Genomic DNA, 19,896 nt, shown 5'->3' with positions numbered 1-19,896 from the left:
CCCAACCTGAGCGCACGCCTGCCGGAGCAGCGAGCGGCGACGCGTAAGATTGCCGCCACGGACGCACGGTTCTAACGAGGAGAAGACGCATGAGATGGGGATGGGCGCCTGCCCTTGTCGGCTTCGTCGCCTTGAGCGGCCTGGCGGGGGTGCTCGCCGCCGCGGCGGTGACGCCGGCGGTGGCCCTGACGGGCTCGGCGGCCGATTCGACCATCAGCGTCTTCGACGGCCTGCCCGAGTACATCAAGGTCGAGCCGCTGGCTCAGGCCTCCACGATGTACGCGCTCAGCAACGGCCAGCAGGTCCCGATCGCCACGTTCTACTCCCAGAACCGCATCGAGGTCGGCTGGGACGGCATCTCGCAGAACCTCAAGGACGCGGCCATCGCCACGGAGGATCCGCGCTTCTACGAGCACGGGGGCGTCGACGTCACGGGAACCCTGCGCGGCGCGGTGCTCACGGCGCTGCACAAGTCGGTGCAGGGCGGATCGTCCATCACCCAGCAGTACGTGAAGAACATCCTCGTGCAGCGGTGTGAGAACAAGCAGCCGGACCCGACGGCGACCGACGCGGCGCAGAAGAAGCAGCTGGCCGCGTACGAGACCTGCTACGACGACGCGACCAAGGTCGACCCTTCGCGCAAGCTGAAGGAGATGCGCTACGCGATCGGGCTCGAGAAGGAGTACTCGAAGAACGACATCCTGCAGAGCTACCTGAACATCGCCCTGTTCGGCGGCCGCGTCTACGGCGTGCAGTCGGCGGCCGAGTACTACTTCGGGGTGCCGGCGAAGGACGTCAACGTGCAGCAGGCGGCCACGCTGATCGCCATCCTGAACAACCCGGACAACCTGCGCATCGACCGCCCGGACGACAAGGAGAACGGCGCGGCCAACGGTTACCAGGAGACGCTCGACCGGCGCAATTACGTGCTCGACCGGATGCTCGCGAACGGCAAGATCACCAAGGAGGAGCACGACGCGGCGCGTGCCACCAAGGTCGAGCCGAAGATCACCCCGACGCAGAACGGCTGCATGACGGCGCAGCAGTACAACGCGGCGTTCTTCTGCGACTACGTCGAGCGTGTGATCGAGCAGGACCCGATCTTCGGCAAGACCGAGGACGACCGCTCCAACTTCCTGACCCGCGGCGGTCTCAAGATCTACACGACCCTGAACCTCGACCTGCAGAACCAGGCGCAGGCGGCGGTCAGCGCGTACATCCCGCCGACCAGCCCGCGGCTCGACCTCGGCTCGTCGAACGTGGCGGTGGAGGTGGGCACCGGACGCGTCGTGACCATGGTGCAGAACCGGCCGTACGACAACACGGCGCAGCCGGCACCCGGCACGACGGCGGTGAACTACAACACCGACTACGACTACGGCGGGTCCGAGGGCTTCCAGACCGGATCCGCGTACAAGGTGTTCGACCTCCTCGAGTGGCTGCAGGAGGGGCACTCCCTCTACCAGACGGTGAGCGGGACGCAGCACCTGTTCCCGCAGAACCAGTTCCACGCCAGCGACCCGTGCAACGACATCGGCGGGGCGCCGTGGCCGGTCGCGAACGACGAAGGCGAGACCGTCACCGCCACGACGGTGATGAACGCGACGGCGCAGTCCATCAACACGGTGTTCGCCAAGATGGCGACGCAGCTGGACCTCTGCGGCATCAAGGAGCGCGCGCAGGACCTCCTGGTGCACGGCGCGGACGAGCAGGCCAACAAGTTCATGGCCAACCCGTCGTCGGTGCTCGGCACGAACTACATCGCGCCGCTCACGATGGCCACGGCCTATGCCGGTCTCGCCAACAACGGCGTCGCCTGCAGCCCGGTCGCGATCGACAAGATCGTGAACGCCGACGGCACCGAGCACACGGTCCCCAAGTCGCAGTGCTCGACGCATCCGATCGACCCGCAGGTCGCCGCGGCGGCGATCTTCGCCCTCCAGGGCGTGCTGCGCGGCGGCGGCACGGCGGCGTCCGCGAACCCGGGCGACGGCATCCCGATCTTCGGCAAGACGGGCACGACCGACAACTCGGTCGAGAACTGGCTGGTCACCTCCTCCACCAAGGTCGCTCAGGCCACCTGGGTGGGCAACGTGCAGGGCGGCGTCGCGCTCCGCAGCCAGAGCTTCCAGGGCGTCGGCGGCGGCAACGTCAAGTTCTCGATCGCCAAGCGCGTCATCACCGCCCTGAACGCCGCGTACGGCGGAGCGGCCTTCCCGTCCCCGATCGGCAAGTACACGACGGCGCCCGCGGTGCCCAAGCCGGCTCCCACGGCGCCGAGCGCGCCCGGGGCTCCGGCTCCCGCGCCGGGCGCCGGGCCCGGGAACGGGAACGGCGGCAACCCTCCGGGCAAGAAGCCCTGAACCCGCGTCCGGGCCCCACTCCGAGGGCCCGGGCCGGGCACCTACGCCACAGGTCATAGCGGCCGAGCTGTCTATCCATCGGGTGTGATATTCGGACTAGTGTTATCGCGTGGGACGCACACCAGATCCGAATCGCAAGCCGGAGCTCCTCGGCCGCATCATGGACCATGTCGCGACCGAACCTCTCTCGCGGATGACCTTCCGCAGCCTGGCGACCGCGCTCGGCGTCAGCACCTACTCGTTCGTCTACCACTTCGGTTCGCGGCAGGAGATGATCGACGCGATCCTCGAGGAGGGCGTGCGCCAGCAGTCCGAGTCGCTGACGGGCGTCGACGTGACGGCGTTCGACCGCGACCAGTTCCGCGACTGGTACAAGGAGGCGTTCCGCCACTCCCTGCGCGAGAACAACCGCACCGCACTGCGGCTGCAGTTCGAGGCGGGCGCCCTCGAGCCGATCGACCCGGACATCGGCAAGCGCGTCACCACGTCGTTCGTCCACTGGCGGGACACGGTCAAGACGTGGCTCAAGAAGCAGGGCATCGAGAGCCGTCGCGCGGGAGTGCTCGCGCACTGGCTCGTCGACTCTGCGGCCGGCCTGCACTTCGGCTTCCTCATCACCGGAGACCGCACCGGCACGGTTCAGGCGTTCGACGTCTTCCTCACGGCGTTCCTGCGCGAAGCCTTCGGCGACTGACCCGGGCCGCGACCGGACCAGGCCGCCACGGAACGGAGCGCGACCGGCTCAGACCGACGGCCGCTCCGCGACCGCCTTCACGCCCTCGAGCATCTTCGCCCAGTTCGCGCGCGAGTGCTCGGCCGCCTCGCGGGTCGGGTTGTTGTCCTGGTCCAGCGTGATCCGTGTGCCGCCGGGGATCTCATCCAGCTCGAAGCGGAGCGTGTGGTAGTTCTCCGGCTCGTCCGGCAGGCCGCTCAGCGGGCTGAAGTGCGTCAGCACGATCCGCCACGGCTCCTGCAGGTCCTCCAGTTCGATCACCCGGCCGTGGTCCTCGAAGCTCTGGCCCTGCCACTCGCCTCGCCACACGATCCGCGAGCCCAGGCGCCAGTCGGACACCACTTCGGCGCCGAACATGATCTCGGGATGCGCTCCGTTCGAGGTCAGCACCCGCCACACCGTGCGTCGCGGAGCCTCCACATCGATCTCCGCCCTCGCCACGTACTCGCCCATGTGCGCCTCCCGTCCGATGGTGCCGCCCATCCCACACCACGGCGCGCCGCCGCGCAAGGCACGGATCGAGCGGGCCGCCCCGGACCCGGCGCACTCAGCGACGGGCGAGGACGACCGCCTCCCACGGACGCAGGCGCCCCGATGCGGCGGAACCGGTCCCGAGATTGGCCAGCACGACCTCCGAATCGGCCCATCCGGGAAGCTCCCGGGGATCGAACTGCGCGTCGTCGCCCGTGAGGTTCGCGAGCACCAGCAGCGACTCGTCGCCGAGGGAGCGCGTGTAGGCGAAGATCTGCGGATGCTCGGAGAGCGCCGGCTCGTAGTCGCCGGTCGCCACCACCCGCGACCGATGGCGCAGCTCGATGAGGGCACGGTAGTGCGCGAACACCGAGCCGGGATCGCCGACTTCCGCCTCCGCGTTGATCTCCGCGGCGTTCGGGTTGACGGTGATCCACGGCGTTCCCGCGGTGAAGCCGGCGTTCGGGCCGCCGGTCCACTGCACCGGCGTGCGCGCGTTGTCGCGGCTGGTCCGCCGCAGCGCGACCAGCACATCCTCGGCGGGCTCGCCCTGGATGTCGACCGCCTCGGCGTAGTGGTTGAGCGTCTCGATGTCGCGGAAGTCGTCGATGGAAGCGAACGGCACATTCGTCATCCCGAGCTCCTCGCCCTGGTACACGTACGGCGTCCCGCGCATCAGGTGCAGCACGGTGCCCAGCGCCTTGGCGGAGGCGACCCGGTGCTCGCCGTCGTCGCCGAAACGGCTGACGACGCGCGGCTGGTCGTGGTTGTTCCAGTAGAGGCTGTTCCAGCCCAGCCCGGCCAGCCCCTCCTGCCACTTCGACAGGTTGCCCTTGAGGTCGAGCACCGACACGGGCCGGTAGTCCCACTTGCCGCCCGGCCCGTGGTCGAGGTCGACGTGCTCGAACTGGAACACCATGTCGAGCTCCGCGTTCTGCGGGTCGGTGAACCGGCGGGCCTGCTCGATGTCGACGCCGGGCATCTCGCCGACGGTGAGGTAGCGGTCGCCGCGGCCGGTGAACACGCGCTGGTGCATCTCGTGGAGGAACTCGTGGATGCGCGGGCCCTGACCGAAGTACGGATAGCCGTTGCCGTAGAGCCCGCCGGCTGGGATCTCGCCGTCGGGCAGGTCGGTGACCTTGGAGATGAAGTTGATGACGTCCATCCGGAAGCCGTCGACCCCCCGGTCGAGCCACCAGTTCATCATGTCGTAGACGGCCGCACGCACCTCCGGGTTCTCCCAGTTGAGGTCGGGCTGCTTGCGCGAGAACAGGTGCAGGTAGTACTCGCCGGTCTGCGGATCGAGCTGCCAGGCGGGGCCGGAGAATGCCGAGCCCCAGTTGTTCGGCTCGGCGCCGTGCTCACCCGGCTGCTTGCCGTCGCGGGCCGGCCGCCACCAGTACCAGTCCCGCTTCGGGTTGTCGGTCGACGACGCCGACTCGATGAACCACGGGTGCTCGTCGGAGGTGTGGTTGACGACGAGGTCCATCACGAGCTTCATCCCGCGGGCGTGCAGTCCGTCGAGCAGCTCGTCGAAGTCGGCGAAGGTGCCGAACAGCGGGTCGATCGCGCGGTAGTCGCTGATGTCGTAGCCGTTGTCGTCGTGGGGCGACGCGTAGATCGGGGACAGCCAGACCACATCCACGCCGAGCGTCTTCAGGTAGTCGAGGTGCTGGATGATGCCGCGCAGGTCGCCGATGCCGTCGCCGTCGCTGTCCGCGAAGCTCCGCGGATAGACCTGGTAGACGACCGCCGACTGCCACCACTTGTCGTTCACGCGCCCACCCTACCGGGCGGGACGGATCACTCCCGCAGCGCGACTCGGCGGCCGGTGCGCGCGGATTCGCGTGCGGCCAGGGCGACCCGCAGCGCCTCCACCGCGGCCTCGACGGGAGCGCGCGTCGGCGTCTCGGCGGTGTCGACGCAGCGCACGAAGTACCGCGCCTGCTCGGCGAAGGCGTCCCCGGCGTCCGGCTCGGCCGCATCCACCCCGGCGTCGCCGACGACCTCGAAGCCGGTGCGGAACGGCGAACCGGGAGGAAGATCCGACACGCTGAGCAGCTGGGCGGCACCGCCGCCGGCGTACTCGATCGTCGTCACGACCGGCGCGCCGAAACCGGCTCCCGACAGCGGCACACTGGTCACGGCGACCGCCCGCCCGAGGTGCAGCGCCGCCTGGTCGATGTCGTGGATGGCGAAGTCGACGAGCATCCCGCCGGACCGCGCTTCGTCCTCGAGCCAGTCGTAGCCCGCGGGCCGGCCGGAGATGCGGGAGGCCCGGACCACGCGCGGGCGTCCCACCGAGCCGGCCGCCACGCGTTCCGCGAGGGCGGCGTAGCCCGAGAAGAAGCGGACCACGTGAGCCACCATGAGGAGTCCGGAGGCGCGGGATGCCGCATCCTGCACCCGCAGTGCGTCGTCCATGGTCAGCGCGATCGGCTTCTCGAGCAGCACGTTCCGGCCGGCCTCCAGCGCCTGCACCGCGAGATCGGCGTGCGACGGCGTGGGCGTGCAGATGGACACGATGGTGACGTCCGGATCCGCCAGCACCTCGTCGAGTGCGGTGGCCCAGCGGGCGTCCGGCGCATCGGCCAGGTCCGGCCGGTGTCGCGGAGAGACGACCCAGCGGACCGGCACCCCGGCGCTCCGCCAGGCGGCCGCGTGCGCGCGGCCCATCCGGCCGGCGCCGACGATCGCGGCGGCATGGCGCGCGGCACCGTGCCGCGCGGCGGCGTGCTGCGGCGAGCCGTCCGTCATCGCACGACGAGGTCGACGCGCGCCGGGTCGAACACCGAGTCGAGGATGAGCCGGCCGGCACCGCCGATGCCTGCGTTCTCCTTGGCGACGCTCACCGCGATGTCGAGCTGGTCGGTGATCATCGGAAGGCAGGCGGAGTAGATGGCGGAGCGGACACCGGCGACGAACGCCTCCGCCTCCCCGAGGATGCCGCCCAGCACGAGGCGCTGGGGGTTGAAGAAGTTCATGATGGTGGCGAGCACGCCGCCGGTGCGGAGTCCCGCCTCCCGCAGCTCCTGCGTGGCACGGGGATGCGCGTCCCGCGCGAGGGCCAGCACCTCCCGGGTGTCGGAGATGTCGACGCCGGAGGCGCGCAGCGCCTGCACGATCGCCGCGCCGCCGGCCACCGCATCCAGGCACCCGATGCGGCCGCAGGAGCAGAGCACGTCCGGCGCGCCGGGCACCGTGACGTGGCTGATGTCGCCCGCCATGCCGTGGTGCCCGTGATAGACGCCGCCGAAGGCGACGATGCCGCACCCGATGCTCGATCCGGCCTTCACGAAGACGAGCTCGCCGACCTCGCCGCCCAGCCGGTCGTACTCCCCCAGGGCCATCAGATTGGCGTCGTTGTCAACAGCGGCCGGGAGACCGCTGATCGCGGTCAGCTCGGCGGCCACATCCACGCCGTTCCAGCCCGGCATGCGCGAGGGCGACACCATGCGACCGGTGGTGGAGTCGACGGGGCCGGGCAGGCCGATCCCGAATCCGCGCAGCGTCTGGCCGGGCGCCGCGTTGGCGGCGGTGAGCTCGCGCCCGACGGCGGCGATCCAGCCGAGCACGGCCGCGGGTCCCTCGGCGATGTCCATGCGTTCGGTGCGGGACGCGATCAGGCGGCCGGAGAGGTCGATCAGCCCGAATGTCGCGTGGTGCGAGCCGAGGTCGGCGGCGCAGACCACGCCGGTCGACGCATCCACCTCGAGGGCGCGCGGGCGGCGGCCGCCGTGGGAGACGCCCGCCCCGGCCTCGCGCAGGTAGCCGGCGGCGATGAGAGCATCCACCCGCTGGGAGACGGTGGAGGGCGACAGTCCCGTGCTCCGAGCCAGGTCGGCGCGCGAGCGGGAACGCCCGGAGCGGACGAGGTCGAGGATGCCTCCCGGCGTGCCGGGGCCGGTCTGAACCGGCGTCCCCTCGATCGTGCTCGTCATGGCATCCCCTCGACGGCGAGCGTCCATCGCCCGCACTGCGTTGAGGATACTGTACCGACTTTGTTCGATATCGCATGAAGTAAATTCGATATTGCGGTTATCGGCGAACACTTAGTACGCTCATCGAAACCTGCCCGACAACGATGCGAGGAACGATGACAGCAACCGACGCACGGCCGATGGTCAGCCTGCGCGGAGTCGACAAGCACTTCGGCGACCTCCACGTGCTGCAGAACATCGACCTCGACGTGGCCGAGCGTGAGGTCGTCGTCGTGGTGGGTCCGTCCGGATCCGGCAAGTCGACGCTGTGCCGCAGCATCAACCGCCTCGAGACCATCGACTCCGGGGAGATCCGCGTCGACGGCGAACTGCTCCCCGCCGAGGGAGCGCCCCTCGCGAAGCTCCGCGCCGAGGTCGGGATGGTGTTCCAGTCGTTCAACCTCTTCGCGCACCGCACCATCCTCGACAACGTCACGCTGGCGCCGCTCAAGGTCCGCAAGCTCGGCAAGGAGGCGGCGAAGGCGCAGGCGATGGAGCTGCTCGACCGCGTCGGCATCGCCGACAAGGCGGACAGCCACCCGGCACAGCTCTCCGGCGGCCAGCAGCAGCGTGCGGCCATCGCACGCGCCCTGGCGATGCAGCCGAAGGTCATGCTGTTCGACGAGCCGACGAGCGCCCTCGACCCGGAGATGGTCGGCGAGGTGCTCGACGTCATGACCTCCCTGGCGTCCGAGGGCATGACCATGATCGTGGTCACGCACGAGATGGGCTTCGCACGCCGAGCGGCCGACCGCGTCGTCTTCATGGACCGGGGCCAGATCGTCGAGCAGGCCCCGCCCGCACAGTTCTTCGACTCGCCGGCCACCGCGCGGGCGCAGTCGTTCCTGGCCTCCGTGCTGTCGCACTGACCCCCGCGTCGCACGAGGCCGCGCACCACCGCTCCACATCACACCCCGTCCACATCAGAAAGGGATGCATCCCATGACCCGCAGCATCCGCAGGAAGAGCGCCGTCGCCGGCGTCCTGCTCGCGGCCGTGACGCTCGCCGTCACCGCCTGTTCCGGAAACACGGCACTGCCCGGCAGCGACGCCAGCTCGACCGCGTCCGGAGACTCCGTGCTCGCCGGCGCGCCGGTCGCCAAGGCCGACCTCATCCTCTCCGGCTCGACCATGGAGAAGATCAAGAAGCGCGGCAAGCTCATCGTCGCCGAGGCGCTCGACGCCCCGCTGCTGTCGCAGCAGGACCCGACCGACCCGTCGAAGGTGAACGGCTTCGACGCCGAGCTCGCCAAGCTGCTCGCCACCTACATCCTGGGCAAGCCGAACGTGGAGATCGTTCCGCCGGCGTCCGAGACGCGTGAGGCGATGCTGCAGAACGACACGGTGGATGTCGTGTTCAACACGTACACGATCACCGAGGAGCGCGCGAAGCAGGTCGACTTCGCGGGTCCGTACTTCGAGTCCGGCCTGGCCGTCGCCGTGAAGAGCGACAACAAGGACATCTCGAGCTACAAGGACCTCGACGGCAAGACCGTGATCGTCGGCGCCAACACTCCCGCTGTCACCGAGGTGCCGAAGATCGCCCCGAAGGCGACCGTCACCGCGTTCGGCACCGACCCGGCCGCCGTGCAGGCGCTCATCCAGGGCCGCGGCGACGCGTACGTGCAGGACTACACCCTGCTCGCCAGCGACGCAGCCAGCGAGAAGCAGATCAAGGTCGTCGGGCAGCCCTTCACCAAGGAGCCCTACGGCATCGGCCTCAAGCACGGCGACGACGACTTCAAGAAGTTCGTCAACGACTGGCTGAAGACCATCCAGAAGGGCGGCCAGTGGGGCAAGGCGTGGAAGACCACGCTCGGCACCGTGACCGACTCCGACGTGCCGACCCCGCCGGAGATCGGCTCCGTCCCCGGTTCCTGAGCCCCGGCTCCTGAGCCCCGGCTCCTGAAACCCCGGAGGCGACGCCTCCGACCAGACCGGCCGGGTGCGCGTGTGAGGCGACCCCCACGTCCGCGCGCATCCGGCCACCTCACCGGGCATCCCGCCCTCCCCCGCCTCCTCCCCGATCCGCTGCGACGAGAGACCGATGAACCCCCTGATCGACAACCTCGGACCCCTGGTCCAGGCGCTCGGCACCACCCTGCTGATGGCCGTGGTGGCCGGCGTCGGCTCCATCGTCCTCGGGGTGCTGGTGACCATCGCCCGCGTCAGCCCGATCCCCGTGCTGCGCGCCGCGGCGTTCCTCTACGTGCAGTTCTTCATCAACGTGCCGCTGCTGGCCCTGCTCCTCCTCGCCGTGTTCGCGCTTCCGGATGCGGGCATCCTGCTGCCGCTCACGCCGACGGCCATCATCGTGCTCACCGTCTACGAGGCCGCGTACGTGGCCGAGGCCGTCCGCTCGGGAGTGAACACGGTCCCGGTCGGACAGGTGGAGGCCTCCCGCGCGCTCGGTCTCACCCTCTGGCAGTCGCTGCGCTACGTCGTCGTGCCGCAGGCGCTCCGCGCCGTCGTCCAGCCGATCGGCAACGTGATGATCGCGCTCGCGATGAACACGGCTCTCGCCGCCGCGGTCGGCGTGGTCGAGCTGACCGCCGCCGTCAACAAGGTGAACCTCGTCGCGGCGCAGCCCATCCTGATCTTCTCCAGCGCCGGACTCGTGTACATGGCCATCGCCCTCGCCATCGGCCTCGCCGCCGGCTGGGTCGAACGGAAGGTGGCGATCGTCCGATGACCGCCCAGCTCATCCCCGACCGCCCGGCGCCCGGGCGCCGCTCCACGCGGCGCGCCGCGGGCCGCTCCACGCAGCGGTACGGCGCCTCCTTCATCTACGACGTGCCCGGCCCGCGCGGCCGCCGCCGCATCCTGCTCGGGTCGATCGTCAGCATCGTGCTGTTCGCGATCGTGATCGGCGCCGGGCTCTGGCAGTTCGCCTCCCACGGACAGCTGGCGCCGGAGCGCTGGGCGCCCTTCACGGAGTGGCCGATCTGGCAGTACCTGCTGGTCGGGCTGCTCGGCACGCTGGAGGCGGCGGCGATCGTCGCAGTGCTCGGCGCCCTGCTGGGCGTCCTGCTCGCCCTCGGCCGGATCAGCCACGTGCGGTGGATCCGCTTCCTCTGCGGCCTGTACATCGAGATCGCCCGTACCGTTCCCGTGCTGCTCGTGATCTACCTCATGCTGTTCGGCCTGCCCCAGATCGGCATCAACCTGCCGACCCTGTGGAAGCTGGTCGTGCCGCTGACGATCGCGAATGCGGCTGTCTTCGCCGAGATCATCCGCGCGGGCATCCTCAGCCTCCCGCGGGGTCAGCGCGAGGCCGCCCTGAGCCTCGGGATGCGCCCGGCGCAGGCGATGGCGTACGTGGTCCTCCCCCAGGCGGTGCGGAACGTGACGCCGTCGCTCGTGACGCAGTTCGTCAGCCTGCTGAAGGACACGTCCCTCGGCTACATCGTCGCCTTCACCGAGCTGCTCTACCGCGGCCAGGTGCTCGCCTCGTACCTGCACCTGCTCATCCCGACCTACGTCGCGGTCACCGTCATCTACCTGATCGTCAACGGCAGCCTGTCGGCGTTCGCCTCACGGCTGCAGCGCGGTTCGCGGCGACGGACGGCGACGCCCGCGGCCGTCCAGCCGATCCTGCCGTCCCTTCCCGTCGTCTCGGCCGTGGAGGGCGACGACCCTGACGTGGACTCCGCCTCCCTCCCCGTCTCGAAAGGCGACCATGACTGACGCCGCGCCCACCGTGTCCATCCCCTCGTCCGCCGGTTCGCCCGCGCTGGCCGAGCTGGCGGTGGTGCGCCGCTCGGGCCTCATCGAGAGCAGGCACTTCGGCAGCCTGGTCGCCCTCGACCCGTCCGGAGCGCCGCTGATCGAGCTCGGTGACGTGGATGCCGTGGTGCTGCCGCGCAGCACCGTGAAGCCGCTGCAGGCGCTCGGGTGCCTCACCGCAGGGGCCGAGCTCTCCGGCCCGGCGCTCGCCATCGCCGCGGGCAGCCACACCGGTGAGGACGAGCACGTGCGGCTGGTGCGGGAGCTGCTCGCGCGCGCGGGCGTCGACGATGCGGCGCTCGGCTGCCCGGTCGACCGGCCGGAGGACGAGGAGACGTTCGAGCGGATGGTCCGCGACGGCGAGGGCCGCTCGCGGGTGCGGATGAACTGCTCCGGCAAGCACGCCGCCATGCTGCTTGCCGCCGCCGCCAACGGTTGGCCGACCGCTGGGTACCTGGACCCTGCGCATCCACTGCAGCAGCACCTCCGCGAGACGATGGCCCGCCTCACCGGAGTGCCGGTGGGTCACGACGCGATCGACGGCTGCGGCGCTCCCCTGTTCGGCACCAGCGTGCGCGGGATCGCGCGCGCCTTCGGCCGGCTCGTGCAGGCCGACCCCGGGACGCCCGAGCGCGCCGTCGCGGACGCGATGCGGGAGCACCCGTACTACGTCGGGGGCACCGGGCACCAGAACACGACACTGATGGAGACGGTCCCCGGCGCGCTCGCGAAAGGCGGCGCGGAGGGTGTGATCGGGGTCGCGGCGGCGGACGGCACGTCGGTCGCGATGAAAATCGTCGACGGCAGCCCGCGCGCGACCACGCTGATCGCCCTGCGGGTGCTGGAGGCGCTGGGCACGCCGATCGACGGCGCCCGCGCCCTGGTCGACCTGCCGGTGCTCGGCGGCGGTGTGCCGGTCGGCGCGATCGAGCTCGGTGCGGACCTCGAGGCGGCGCTGGGGCGCCTCGCGTGACCTCGGTCGAGATCTGCCTGGACGACCTCGCCGGCGTCCGGGTGGCGGAGGAGGCGGGCGCCGACCGCGTCGAACTGTGCGCCGCGCTGGCCGAGGGCGGCATCACGCCCTCGATCGGGACCGTCGGCGGTGCGCTGCGCGCCGCCCTGCGGATCGGCATCCAGGTGCTCATCCGCCAGAGGCCCGGCGACTTCGTGTACGACGAGGACGAGCTGCAGGCGATGGTGGACGACATCCACTCGATGCGCGCCCTGCCCAACCCGTCGGGGGTGACGCTGGGGTTCGTGCTCGGCGCACTTCGGGCGGACGGGCGGATCAATGCGGACGCCACCCGGCGGCTGGTGGCGGCGTGCGGAGAGGCGCCCGTGACGTTCCACAAGGCCTTCGATCAGCTGCCGGACCGCGCGGCGGCCCTCGAGCAGCTCGTGGACCTCGGCGTCAGCCGGGTGCTGACCTCCGCCGGTGCGTCCAGCGCCCTCGAGGGCGCCGACGGGCTCGCCCGGCTGGTGGAGCAGGCGGGCGACCGCATCGCGGTCCTCGCCGGTGGCGGCATCCGCCCGGCGAATGCGGCCGAGCTGGTCGAGCGCAGCGGGGTGCGGGAGGTGCACCTGCGCGCGCCGCTCACCGTCGCGACGGTGGCCGCTGGAGCGCCGACCGCGTACGACCATGGTTCGCGCGAGGTGACCTCGGGTGACGTGGTGCGTGCGGTGGTGGATGCGGTGTCCGGCGCTGGCGCTGGCGCTGCGCCGACCGCCGCTGGGGAGCGGCTCGCATGAGCGCGCTGCCTGTCGTCTTGGCCGTCGACCTGGGCGGCACCGCCATGAAGGGCGCCGTCGTCGCCGAAGACGGGGCCACGGTCTCCGAGTCGACGCGGGCGACGCCCGCCGACGGCATCCTCACCGCCCTGGTCGGCATGCTCGACGACCTCCGGCGCGCTGCCACCGAGGACGGGCACGACGTCGTCGGGGCGGGAGTGGCGACGCCCGGGATGCTCGACGAGCAGCGCGGGCTGGTGCACTACGCCTCGAATCTGGGGTGGCGGGATGTGCCGCTGCTCGACATCCTGCGCTCCGAGCTGAGTCTGCCGGTCGCCGTCGGGCACGACGTGCGCGCGGCAGGGCTGGCGGAGCGGAACAGCGGGGCGGCCCGCGGCTACGGCGACTTCGCCCTGGTGCCGATCGGCACGGGCGTCGCCGCCGCCCTCGTCTCGTCCGGCGGCGCCGTCACCGGCGCGACCGGCGCCGCCGGCGAGTTCGGCCACATCCCGGTCATCCCGGGCGGAGAGCCGTGCACGTGCGGACAGCGCGGCTGCCTGGAGGTCTACATGTCCGGGGCCGGCGTCGCGCGCCGGTACCGGGCGGCCGGAGGCGAGGCGCTGAGCACCCGGCGGATCGTCGAGCGCCTCGGCCGGGACCCGCTCGCCGACCGCATCTGGTCGGAGGCACTGGACGTGCTCGCACAGGGGCTCAACATCCTCACCCTGCTGCTCGACCCGGGCCTCGTGGTGCTCGGCGGCGGGGTGTCGCACGCCGGGGACGCCCTCTTCGGCCCGCTCGGCGAGCGGATGAGCGCCGGGCTGGCGTGGCGCGAGCGCCCGCCGGTCGTGCGCAGCGCGCTCGGCGGCGACGCCGGCCGGGCCGGCGCGGCGCTGCTCGCGTTCGACGCGGCGCGCTGACGCGGCGGCGCGGCACGGCGTCCCGCCCATCGAGGGGTGGGGGGGGGGGCCGGGGGGCCGCCCCCCCCGACGGCGGGGGGGGGGGGGGGGGGGCGGCCCCGCCCCCCCCCCCCGGGGGGGCCCCCCCCCCCGCCTCCCCCCCCCCCCCTTTGCGGGGCGGCCCCCACCCCTGGATGCGCGTGCGCGACGGAGGGCCGCGAGCGGTGAGAGGATGTGCCGGTGGGCGGACGGGGAGTCGCGGCGTATGCCGCCGATGCGGCTGCAGCGCTCGTCGTCACCGCCGCCGCGGCGGCCGCCTGCGCGACGGTGTGGTGGGCAGGAGTCGCACTCTCCGGCGGCACCGCCTCCGGCGGCGGCGCGCAGCTGACCAGCGCTGCGGTGCTCGCGACGGTGGTCGCCCTGAGCCTCGGACGGCGCACTTTTGCGACGCGGGCGGAGTTCGCGCGGTCGGCCGTGCTGCTGCCCGTGATCGGGCTCGTCGCCGGCGCCGTCGGGTGGCTCCTCGTGGCGGTGCCTCCGGTCGGCGCGGCCCTGTTCGTGGCGGGGATGAGCATCCCGATCTGGATGCGCCGGTTCGGGGAGCGAGCGGCGCGGCTCGGCGGCCTGATCGCACTGCCGCTCACCGCCATGCTGGTCGCCCCCGTGCAACCCGCGCCCGACGCGCAGCCGTGGCGCACCACCGTGCTCGTGCTCCTCGCCGGGATCGTGGCGACGCTCTGGGTCGGCCTCGCGCGGGAGATCCTCCTGGTCCTGCCCGGGCGGAAGCGCTCCGCGCGCGACACAGCGCCCGCCGCGTCCCCGCCCCGGCCGCCCCGGCCGCCCCGCGACGGGTCCGCCTCATCCGGGTCCCGACCGAACGCGCGGAGCCGCCGCCTGCCCGCCAGCACCCGCATGGCCCTGCAGATGGCGGTGGCCCTGACGGCGGCGTTCGTCGTCGGCTGGATCGTGTTCCCCGACCACGCGATGTGGGTGGTGCTGACGGCGTTCCTCGTCTGCTCCGGCAACCGCGGTCGCGGCGACGTGCTGCACAAGAGCGCTCTGCGCATCCTGGGGGCCCTCGGCGGCACGATCGCGGCCGTCGCCCTCACCACCGTCGCCGCCTCCCACGCGGCCCCGGAGGCGTCGGGATTCGCGGGGGTCGTCGTCATCTTCGTTGCGCTGTTCGTCGGAACCTGGCTGCGGGGTTACAGCTACGCCTTCTGGGCACTGACGGTCACGCTGGTGCTCTCTCTGCTCCAGCAGCTGACCGGCACCGCCACGCTCACCGGGGAGACCGGGATGCTCGCCGAGCGGATGCTGGCGATCGTGGTGGGCGCGGCGCTCGGCATCGCCGCGAGCTGGTTCGTGCTGCCGGTGCGCAGCATCGACGTTCTCCGCCAGCGCCTCTCGGAGCTCCTCGCAGCCCTCGCCGACGCGGCCGCGGTCGATCCCGAAGATCCGTCGGCGCGCACGGCCGCCCGGCAGCAGGTCGACGCCGCGGTCGACCGCATCCGTCAGCTGGCGCCGGCCCATCGCGCCACCCGGCTGGTGCACGCGGCCCGTCCGCGAAGAGGCGAGCGCCCGACGCTTCCGATCGACTGCATCGACGCGGTGGAACCGCTCCCCGCGGCGTTGGACCGCTTCCTCACGCGACGCCCGGGGCACACCGCCGACCAGGACGCGGACGCCACGTCCCGGGTACGGGCCGCCGTCGCCCGAGCCCGCGCCGCGCTTGCGGAACCCGTCGACCCTGCACGTCTCCGCGCCGGGCTATCCGGGGTCACCAGGGCACTGGGAAGCGACTGAACGCACCCTGATTTAAGTTGTGCACAACTTGGTTGTGTGAAACGATAACGGCATGCCCGTGACCGATGAGATGGTGTGCTTCTCGCTCTACGCCGCGACGCGTGCCACCACGCAGGCGTACCGTACGCTCCTGGAGCCGTGGGGGCTCACCTATCCCCAGTATTTGGTGCTCATCACCCTGTGGGTGGAGGGCGACCAGACCGTCGGGTCGCTCGGCGACCACCTCCAGCTGGACTCCGGGACCCTGTCCCCGCTGCTCCGCCGCATGGAGGAGGCCGGCCTCGTGCGCCGCGAACGCCGCAGCGAGGACGAGCGGGTCGTCACGGTGACCATCGGCGAGCGCGGGCAGGAACTGCGTCCCCAGCTCGCGCACATCCCCGCCCGGATCGCGGCCGGGACCGGCCTGCCGGACGCGCAGGCGGCCGAAGCGCTCATCGACACCCTGCACCGGCTCACGGAGACCATGCACGCCGCGGCGCAGCAACCCGCCCCCGCGGCGAACTGAACACGTCCGGCGCACTGACACGTCCGGCGAATTGAACACGTCCGGCGAACCGAAACACCTGAAAGGCACAGATGAACGTCCTCTACACCGCAGAAGCCCTCTCCACCGGCGCCGGCCGCGACGGCCGGGTCGCCACCAGCGACGGCTCCTTCGCCCTCGACCTGGCCGTGCCCAAGGAGATGGGCGGCTCGGGAGCGGGCACCAACCCCGAGCAGCTCTTCGCCGCGGGCTACGCCGCGTGCTTCCACTCCGCACTGCAGGCGGTCGCGCGCAGCCAGAAGGTGAAGCTCGACGGCTCGTCGGTCGGCGGCCGCGTCGAGATCGGACCGAACGGCGAGGGCGGCTACCAGCTGTCCGTGCTGCTCGAGGTCGTCCTCCCCGGCATCGAGGCGGAGCAGGCCCAGGCCCTCGCCGACGCCGCCCACACCGTGTGCCCCTACTCGAACGCGACCCGTGGCAACATCGACGTTACGATCACGGTCTCGGAGGACTGAGCGATGAAGGCACTGATCCACGACGAATTCGGCGACCCGGCCGAGGTCCTGTCCGTCGACGAGCGCCCGCTCCCCGAGCCCGGCGCGGGCGAGGTCCGCGTGAGGATGCTGCTCTCGCCCATCCACAACCACGACCTGTGGACGGTCCGCGGCACCTACGGCTTCAAGCCGGAGCTCCCCGCCCAGGCCGGCACCGAGGCGCTGGGCGTGGTGGATGCGCTCGGCGAGGGCGTCGACCAGCTCACGGTCGGCCAGCGGGTCGTCACCGGCGGCACCTTCGGCGTGTGGGCGGAGTACTTCGTCACCCGCGCGGCGGGCCTCATCCCCGTCCCGGATGCACTGCCGGACGAGTCCGCCGCGCAGCTCGTGTCCATGCCGTTCAGCGCGATCAGCCTGCTCGAGTCGCTCGACCTGGCGGAGGGCGACTGGCTGATCCAGAACGCCGCCAACGGAGCCGTCGGCCGCATGGTCGCCCAGCTCGGCGCGGCTCGCGGCATCAACGTCGTCGGGCTCGTCCGCCGGGCCGCCGGAGTCGAGGAGCTGCGGGCGCAGGGCATCGAGCGCGTGATCGCGACCGACGACGCCGACTGGCGGGAGCAGCTCGCCGCCCTGACCGACGGCGCACCGCTCCGCGTCGGCGTCGACTCGGTCGGCGGCTCGGCGGCCGGCGACGTGCTCTCGACGCTCGCGGTGAACGGCACACTCGTCGTGTTCGGCGCCATGGCGTCCCCGACGCTGGAGCTCGCCTCGGGCGACATCATCTTCAAGCAGGCCACCGTGAAGGGCTTCTGGGGAAGCGTGGTCAGCCGCGAAATGCCCGCCGACCAACGCAACCGGCTGTTCCAGGAGCTGTTCGCCCGCACCCAGGACGGCACCCTGACCCTGCCGGTCGCCGGCGTCCACACCCTCGCGGACATCCGCGCCGCCGTCGAGGCGAGCGGCCGGCCCGGCCGCGTCGGCAAGGTCCTGCTCCGCCCGTGAGCCCGGCCGGGGTGGGCACGGGCCGATAGCCTGGGCTCATGCTCACCCCGCCGGTCACGCCGAAGAAGCCCGTCGAACGCATCCACCACGGCGACGTCTACGTCGACGACTACGAGTGGCTCCGCGCGAAGGACGACCCCGCGGTGACCGCCCACCTCCACGAGGAGAACGCGTACACCAACGCGCGCACCGAGCACCTGGCGCTGCTGCGGGAGCAGATCTTCGACGAGATCAAGGCGCGCACCCGCGAGACCGACCTGAGCGTCCCGGTCCGCGAGGGCGACTGGTGGTACTACACCCGCACGGTGGAGGGGAAGCAGTACGGCATCCACTGCCGCGCGCCGATTGCCTCCCCCGACGACTGGGCGCCGCCCACCCTCGACGACGACGCCCAGCGCAACGGCCTCCCCGGCGAGCAGATCCTGCTCGATGACAACGCAGAGGCCGAGGGTCACGACTTCTACGCGCTCGGCAGCTTCGACATCAGCGCGGACGGCACCCGGCTGCTGTGGGCGGTCGACACCGAGGGCGACGAGCGCTACACGCTCCGCGTCCGGTCGCTGGCCGACGACGGCGTGACCTTCCCCGACGAGATCACCGGCACGGCGGGCGGCGCGCTCTTCGACCAGACCGGCGCCTACATCTTCTACACGACCGTCGACGACTCCTGGCGGCCGGACACCGTCTGGCGCCATCGCGTCGGCGACGGGCCGGACGTGGACGACGTGCAGGTCTTCCACGAGCCGGACGAGCGGTACTGGATCGGCGTCGGCCTGACCCGCAGCCGGCGGTTCCTCGTGATCGAGGCCGGCTCCAACATCACCAGCGAGGCGTGGCTGCTGCGCTCCGACGACCCGACCGGCGAGTTCACGGTGGTGTGGCCGCGCGTCGAGGGCGTCGAGTACGACGTGGAGCACGCGGTCGTCGGCGGACACGACCGCCTGCTGATCGTGCACAACCACGAGGCCGTCAACTTCGAGCTCGTCAGCGTCTCGGCCGACGACCCGCAGGGGCCGCGCCGGGTGCTCCTCCCCCACGACCCCGCCGTGCGGCTGGAGGGTGTGGATGCGTTCCGCGACTTCGTGAGCGTCGAGTACCGCCGCGAGGGGATGACGCGAGTGGCCGTCGCGCGCGTGCCCGACCCGGCCGGGGAGCATCCCGGCGACGACACCCCGCACGAGCTGCACTTCGACGAGCAGCTGTTCACCGTGGGGGTCGGCGGGAACCCGGAGTGGACGCAGCCGTTCCTGCGCCTCGGCTACGGCAGCTTCGTCACGCCCTCGACGGTCTACGACTACGACGTGCGGACGGGCGAACTCGCCCTGCGCAAGCAGCAGCCGGTGCTCGGCGCGTTCGACCCGTCCCTGTTCGAGCAGCGCCGGGAGTGGGCGATCGCCCCCGACGGCGCCCGCGTTCCGATCTCGCTGGTCTACCGCAACGACCTCGTCACCCCGGGCGAACCGGCGCCGCTGGTGCTGTACGGCTACGGCTCGTACGAGGCCAGCATGGACCCGTCGTTCAGCATCCCGCGCCTCAGCCTCCTCGACCGTGGCGTCGTCTTCGCCATCGCGCACGTGCGCGGCGGCGGGGAGCTCGGCCGGCTCTGGTACGAGAACGGCAAGAAGCTACACAAGAAGAACACCTTCACCGACTTCGTCGCCGCGGCCCGGCACCTCGTCGACCGCGGATGGACGGAGCCGTCGCGCCTGGCCGCACAGGGCGGCAGCGCCGGCGGCCTGCTGATGGGCGCCGTCGCGAACCTGGCCCCGCGCGACTTCGCGGGCATCCTGGCCGAGGTGCCCTTCGTGGATCCGCTGACCAGCATCCTCGACCCGTCGCTGCCGCTCACGGTCATCGAGTGGGACGAGTGGGGCGACCCGCTGCACGACCCGGAGGTCTACGACTACATGAAGTCGTACTCTCCGCTGGAGAACGTGCATGAAACGCACTATCCGCGCATCCTCGCCATCACCAGCCTGAACGACACCCGCGTGCTGTACGTAGAGCCGGCCAAGTGGGTGGCGAAGCTGCGCGAGGTGGATGCGGACCCGCTGCTGAAGATCGAGATGGCCGCCGGTCACGGCGGGGTCTCCGGGCGCTACGCCGCCTGGCGGGAGCGGGCGTTCGCGCTCGCGTGGCTGCTCGACGTCGTGGGGGCGCACCCGTCGGGTGAGTGAGGAGGGCGCCGTGACCCGGGCGTGACTGCGCCG

General features: G+C 71.7%; 18 protein-coding genes. 14 read left to right on the top strand and 4 right to left on the bottom strand.

What is annotated here, in order from left to right:
- The first annotated feature begins 89 nt into the window (after positions 1-89).
- Both J2W45_RS14880 and J2W45_RS14875 read left to right on the top strand, forming a co-directional pair.
- Entirely contained in the window at positions 90-2,363 is a 2,274-nt protein-coding gene (locus tag J2W45_RS14880; protein WP_310133329.1) for a transglycosylase domain-containing protein, read from the top strand.
- Between the two features lie 109 nt (positions 2,364-2,472).
- A complete protein-coding gene (locus tag J2W45_RS14875) occupies positions 2,473-3,057 on the top strand; it encodes a TetR/AcrR family transcriptional regulator (protein ID WP_310133327.1) in 585 nt (194 codons plus the stop codon).
- A gap of 48 nt (positions 3,058-3,105) precedes the next feature.
- On the opposite strand, the gene J2W45_RS14870 is transcribed toward J2W45_RS14875, so the two are convergent.
- The 4 genes from J2W45_RS14870 to J2W45_RS14855 all read right to left on the bottom strand — a co-directional run bounded on the left by J2W45_RS14870 (position 3,106) and on the right by J2W45_RS14855 (position 7,508).
- Positions 3,106-3,579 (bottom strand): SRPBCC family protein, encoded by a 474-nt coding sequence (locus J2W45_RS14870; RefSeq protein WP_310133324.1) that lies wholly within the window; start codon positions 3,577-3,579, stop codon positions 3,106-3,108.
- Positions 3,580-3,643: 64 nt separating this feature from the next.
- Positions 3,644-5,344 (bottom strand): alpha-glucosidase, encoded by a 1,701-nt coding sequence (locus J2W45_RS14865; protein WP_310133321.1) that lies wholly within the window; start codon positions 5,342-5,344, stop codon positions 3,644-3,646.
- A 26-nt stretch (positions 5,345-5,370) separates the two neighbouring features.
- Positions 5,371-6,324: a Gfo/Idh/MocA family protein gene (locus J2W45_RS14860; protein ID WP_310133319.1), complete on the bottom strand. Its 954-nt coding sequence runs from the start codon at positions 6,322-6,324 to the stop codon at positions 5,371-5,373.
- Entirely contained in the window at positions 6,321-7,508 is a 1,188-nt protein-coding gene (locus tag J2W45_RS14855) for an ROK family transcriptional regulator (protein WP_310133316.1), read from the bottom strand. The genes J2W45_RS14860 and J2W45_RS14855 overlap by 4 nt, the downstream gene beginning before the upstream one ends.
- Positions 7,509-7,663: 155 nt before the next feature.
- On the opposite strand from J2W45_RS14855, the gene J2W45_RS14850 reads away from it, so the two are divergent.
- The 12 genes from J2W45_RS14850 (at position 7,664) to J2W45_RS14795 (ending at position 19,863) form a co-directional block, all read left to right on the top strand.
- Complete coding sequence (locus J2W45_RS14850; protein WP_310133313.1) at positions 7,664-8,416, top strand: amino acid ABC transporter ATP-binding protein; 753 nt, start codon at positions 7,664-7,666, stop codon at positions 8,414-8,416.
- Between the two features lie 73 nt (positions 8,417-8,489).
- On the top strand, positions 8,490-9,428 hold the full coding sequence (locus J2W45_RS14845; RefSeq protein WP_310133310.1) for a glutamate ABC transporter substrate-binding protein: 939 nt from the start codon (positions 8,490-8,492) through the stop codon (positions 9,426-9,428).
- Between the two features lie 166 nt (positions 9,429-9,594).
- The gene (locus tag J2W45_RS14840) at positions 9,595-10,239 is read left to right on the top strand and encodes an amino acid ABC transporter permease (RefSeq protein WP_310133307.1); all 645 of its coding nucleotides are present in this window, start codon (positions 9,595-9,597) and stop codon (positions 10,237-10,239) included.
- Positions 10,236-11,234: an amino acid ABC transporter permease gene (locus J2W45_RS14835; protein ID WP_310133304.1), complete on the top strand. Its 999-nt coding sequence runs from the start codon at positions 10,236-10,238 to the stop codon at positions 11,232-11,234. Before J2W45_RS14840 ends, J2W45_RS14835 begins: the two co-directional genes overlap by 4 nt.
- The gene (locus J2W45_RS14830) at positions 11,227-12,246 is read left to right on the top strand and encodes an asparaginase (RefSeq protein WP_310133302.1); all 1,020 of its coding nucleotides are present in this window, start codon (positions 11,227-11,229) and stop codon (positions 12,244-12,246) included. The genes J2W45_RS14835 and J2W45_RS14830 overlap by 8 nt, the downstream gene beginning before the upstream one ends.
- Complete coding sequence (locus tag J2W45_RS14825; RefSeq protein WP_310133299.1) at positions 12,243-13,022, top strand: copper homeostasis protein CutC; 780 nt, start codon at positions 12,243-12,245, stop codon at positions 13,020-13,022. Before J2W45_RS14830 ends, J2W45_RS14825 begins: the two co-directional genes overlap by 4 nt.
- Positions 13,019-13,921 carry an ROK family protein gene (locus tag J2W45_RS14820; protein WP_310133296.1) on the top strand — a complete coding sequence of 301 codons (903 nt, stop codon included), beginning with the start codon at positions 13,019-13,021 and terminating at the stop codon, positions 13,919-13,921. Before J2W45_RS14825 ends, J2W45_RS14820 begins: the two co-directional genes overlap by 4 nt.
- Before the next feature lie 219 nt (positions 13,922-14,140).
- The gene (locus tag J2W45_RS14815; RefSeq protein WP_310133293.1) at positions 14,141-15,706 is read left to right on the top strand and encodes an FUSC family protein; all 1,566 of its coding nucleotides are present in this window, start codon (positions 14,141-14,143) and stop codon (positions 15,704-15,706) included.
- Positions 15,707-15,758: 52 nt separating this feature from the next.
- Positions 15,759-16,211 (top strand): MarR family winged helix-turn-helix transcriptional regulator, encoded by a 453-nt coding sequence (locus tag J2W45_RS14810; RefSeq protein ID WP_310133290.1) that lies wholly within the window; start codon positions 15,759-15,761, stop codon positions 16,209-16,211.
- A 71-nt stretch (positions 16,212-16,282) separates the two neighbouring features.
- Entirely contained in the window at positions 16,283-16,705 is a 423-nt protein-coding gene (locus J2W45_RS14805; RefSeq protein WP_310133289.1) for an organic hydroperoxide resistance protein, read from the top strand.
- 3 nt (positions 16,706-16,708) lie between these two features.
- A complete protein-coding gene (locus J2W45_RS14800; RefSeq protein ID WP_310133287.1) occupies positions 16,709-17,686 on the top strand; it encodes a zinc-binding dehydrogenase in 978 nt (325 codons plus the stop codon).
- Positions 17,687-17,724: 38 nt separating this feature from the next.
- Positions 17,725-19,863 (top strand): S9 family peptidase, encoded by a 2,139-nt coding sequence (locus tag J2W45_RS14795; RefSeq protein ID WP_310133284.1) that lies wholly within the window; start codon positions 17,725-17,727, stop codon positions 19,861-19,863.
- Positions 19,864-19,896 lie beyond the last annotated feature (33 nt).

Source organism: Leifsonia shinshuensis, from assembly GCF_031456835.1.
Taxonomy (GTDB): Bacteria; Actinomycetota; Actinomycetes; order Actinomycetales; family Microbacteriaceae; genus Leifsonia; species Leifsonia shinshuensis_C.
The sequence above is the reverse complement of the archived record's forward strand: the minus strand, read 5'-3'. Positions and strand labels throughout refer to the sequence as shown.

Bases quoted from the DNA above. Each gene is read 5' to 3' on its own strand.
- J2W45_RS14880 (WP_310133329.1), top strand. From the start codon at position 90: ATGAGATGGGGATGGGCGCCTGCCCTTGTCGGCTTCGTCGCCTTGAGC.
- J2W45_RS14870 (WP_310133324.1), bottom strand. From the start codon at position 3,579: ATGGGCGGCACCATCGGACGGGAGGCGCACATGGGCGAGTACGTGGCG.
- J2W45_RS14860 (WP_310133319.1), bottom strand. From the start codon at position 6,324: ATGACGGACGGCTCGCCGCAGCACGCCGCCGCGCGGCACGGTGCCGCG.
- J2W45_RS14855 (WP_310133316.1), bottom strand. From the start codon at position 7,508: ATGACGAGCACGATCGAGGGGACGCCGGTTCAGACCGGCCCCGGCACG.
- J2W45_RS14850 (WP_310133313.1), top strand. From the start codon at position 7,664: ATGACAGCAACCGACGCACGGCCGATGGTCAGCCTGCGCGGAGTCGAC.
- J2W45_RS14845 (WP_310133310.1), top strand. From the start codon at position 8,490: ATGACCCGCAGCATCCGCAGGAAGAGCGCCGTCGCCGGCGTCCTGCTC.
- J2W45_RS14840 (WP_310133307.1), top strand. From the start codon at position 9,595: ATGAACCCCCTGATCGACAACCTCGGACCCCTGGTCCAGGCGCTCGGC.
- J2W45_RS14835 (WP_310133304.1), top strand. From the start codon at position 10,236: ATGACCGCCCAGCTCATCCCCGACCGCCCGGCGCCCGGGCGCCGCTCC.
- J2W45_RS14830 (WP_310133302.1), top strand. From the start codon at position 11,227: ATGACTGACGCCGCGCCCACCGTGTCCATCCCCTCGTCCGCCGGTTCG.
- J2W45_RS14820 (WP_310133296.1), top strand. From the start codon at position 13,019: ATGAGCGCGCTGCCTGTCGTCTTGGCCGTCGACCTGGGCGGCACCGCC.
- J2W45_RS14810 (WP_310133290.1), top strand. From the start codon at position 15,759: ATGCCCGTGACCGATGAGATGGTGTGCTTCTCGCTCTACGCCGCGACG.
- J2W45_RS14805 (WP_310133289.1), top strand. From the start codon at position 16,283: ATGAACGTCCTCTACACCGCAGAAGCCCTCTCCACCGGCGCCGGCCGC.
- J2W45_RS14800 (WP_310133287.1), top strand. From the start codon at position 16,709: ATGAAGGCACTGATCCACGACGAATTCGGCGACCCGGCCGAGGTCCTG.
- J2W45_RS14795 (WP_310133284.1), top strand. From the start codon at position 17,725: ATGCTCACCCCGCCGGTCACGCCGAAGAAGCCCGTCGAACGCATCCAC.